A 2765-nucleotide genomic window follows, 5' to 3' on the forward strand; every position below is an offset into this window, starting at 1 on the left:
ATCGAATGACCCGCCAAGAAGTCCGGCCGCAGACCCCACGACTCCACCAGCCGGAACAACGCCACCTCAACCGCAAACAACGCAGGCTGCGTGTACGCGGTCTCGTTGAGAGCATCACCATCGTCCCCGAACAGGACGTCCTTCAGCGGCACTTCAAGATCCAGCCGAGCGCACACCGCATCCAGCGCCTCCGCGAACACCGGATACGCCTCGTACAACTCCCGGCCCATCCCCAACCGCTGACTCCCCTGCCCCGTGAACAGAAACGCCAGCCCGCCACCGGCAACCGTGCCCTGCACCAGACCCGGCACCCGCTCCCCCACAGCCAGCGCCTTCAGAGCTGCCAGGAACTCGTCCCGCTCCGTCGCGACGACCACGGCACGACGCTCAAGAGCCGCCCTCGACGTAGCCAGGGAGTAGGCCACGTCGGCGGGCTCCAGCAGCTCATCGGATGCGATACGCGTACGCAGCCGCTCGGCCTGGGCGCGCAACGCCGCCTCGCTCTTCGCCGACAGCGCCCACGGCACGACGCCGGACGGGTGCTGCGGCCCGGACGGGCCCGTCTCCTCGGCCTGCGGTGGTGCCTGTTCCAGGACGGTGTGCGCGTTCGTACCGCTGAAGCCGAAGGACGAGACGCCGGCCCGGCGCGGGCGGCCGGTCTCGGGCCACTCCTTCTGTTCGGTCAGCAGGGCGATGTCCCCGGCCGTCCAGTCGACGTGCGGGGTCGGCTCGTCGACGTGCAGGGTCTGCGGCAGCACCCCGTGCTGCATCGCCATGACCATCTTGATCACGCCCGCGACACCGGCGGCGGCCTGCGTGTGGCCGATGTTGGACTTGATCGAGCCGAGCCACAGGGGCTGCTCCGCCTCGCGCTCCCGGCCGTAGGTGGCAAGGAGTGCCTGGGCCTCGATCGGGTCACCGAGCCGGGTGCCCGTGCCGTGGGCCTCCACCGCGTCCACATCCGCGGCCGACAGTCCCGCGCTCGCGAGAGCGGCACGGATGACGCGCTGCTGGGACGGGCCGTTGGGGGCAGTGAGTCCGTTGCTCGCGCCGTCCTGGTTGATGGCGGAGCCTCGCACGATCGCCAGCACGGGGTGGCCGTTCCGCTGAGCGTCGGACAGGCGCTCGACGAGCAGCATGCCGACACCCTCGCCCCAGCCCGTACCGTCGGCTCCAGCCGCGAACGCCTTGATGCGACCGTCCTCGGCAAGGCCGCGCTGACGGCTGAAGTCGATGTAGGCACCCGGCGACGACATGACGGTCACGCCGCCTGCGAGCGCCAGCGAGCATTCGCCGCTTCGCAGTGCCTGGACCGCCCAGTGCAGCGCGACCAGCGAGGCGGAACACGCGGTGTCGACGGTGACGGCCGGGCCTTCGAGCCCGAAGGCGTACGACAGCCGCCCGGAGACGACGCTCGCCGCGTTGCCCGTACCGAGAAAAGCCTCGATGCCGTCCGGGACGGTCTGGAGCGTTGCTCCGTAGTCCTGGCCGTTGGTGCCGACGAAGACACCGGCCTGGCTGCCCCGCACGGTGGCGGGATCGATCCCGGCCCGCTCGAACGCCTCCCACGAGGTTTCGAGCAGGAGCCGCTGCTGCGGGTCCATGGCCAGCGCCTCACGCGGCGAGATCCCGAAGAAGTCCGCATCGAAGTCGGCGACGTCGTAGAGGAATCCGCCCTCGCGGGCGTAGAAAGTGCCCTGCTTGTCGGGGTCGGGGCTGTAGAGCCTGTCCAGGTCCCAGCCACGGTCGGCCGGGAACTCCCCGATGGCGTCACCGCCGGTCGCCAGGAGCTGCCACAGGTCTTCCGGGGTCCGTACCCCGCCCGGGAAGCGGCAGCTCATGGCCACGATCGCGATCGGATCGTCGTCGACGGCCTTCGCCACCGGTCCGGTCACCACTGCCTGCGTGCCGAGCAACTCGCCCCGCAGGTACTCCGCGAGGGCCGAGGCGGTCGGGTAGTCGAAGATCAGCGTGGCCGGCAGCCGTACGCCGGTCACGACGCCGAGACGGTTGCGCAGCTCGACGGCGGTCAGGGAGTCGAAGCCGAGCTCCTTGAAGGCCCGTTCCGCACGGACGGCGTCCGAGCCGTCGTGGCCGAGTACTGCAGCGACATGCGTACGGACCAGGCTCAGGAGCTCCCGCTCCTGCTCGGTCCCGCCGAGCGCGGCCAGCCGCTCGGTCAGCGAGCCGACTTCCTCGGCGGAGTTTGCGGAGCCTGTACGGTAATCAGCCCCAACGGGCCGAGCCTCAGGCAGCTCGGCGAGGAGGTTGCTGGGCCGTACGACGGTGAGGGCAGGCGCGAACCGCTGCCAGTCCACGTCCACCACCAGCAGAGCCGCATCGCTGGACCCGACGCTCTGGCGCAGAACGGCCAGTGCAGTGTCAGGTGCCATCGGCGGCAGGCCTTCACGCCGCATCCGCGCGTCCATCGCCTCGTCGGCGGCCATGCCGCTCTCGGCCCAGGGGCCCCACGCAAGCGACGTGGCCGCGAGACCATCCGCGCGACGCTGCTCGGCCAGAGCATCCAGGTAGGCGTTCGCGGCAGCATAGTTGGCCTGACCAGCAGCACCCACCGTGCCACTCATGGAAGAGAACAGCACGAAAGCAGAGAGCTCGATACCGAGCTCACCCGTCAGCTCATGGAGGTTGCGGGCCGAGACTGCCTTCGCCCGCAGAACGCTGTCGATACGGTCCGGAGTCAGGGCGTCCAGGACACCGTCGTCCAGAACACCGGCCGTGTGCACCACAGCCGACAGCGAACCCGC

1 pseudogene is annotated in these 2765 nt (G+C 70.1%); it reads right to left on the bottom strand.

Going from position 1 to position 2765, the window contains the following annotated elements:
* Positions 1–2756, bottom strand: a pseudogene (locus AB0D12_RS41085) (beta-ketoacyl synthase N-terminal-like domain-containing protein); the annotation flags it as partial.
* Positions 2757–2765: the final 9 nt, after the last annotated feature.

Origin of the sequence: Streptomyces sp. NPDC048479, assembly GCF_040651435.1 — a bacterium.
GTDB lineage: Bacteria > Actinomycetota > Actinomycetes > Streptomycetales > Streptomycetaceae > Streptomyces.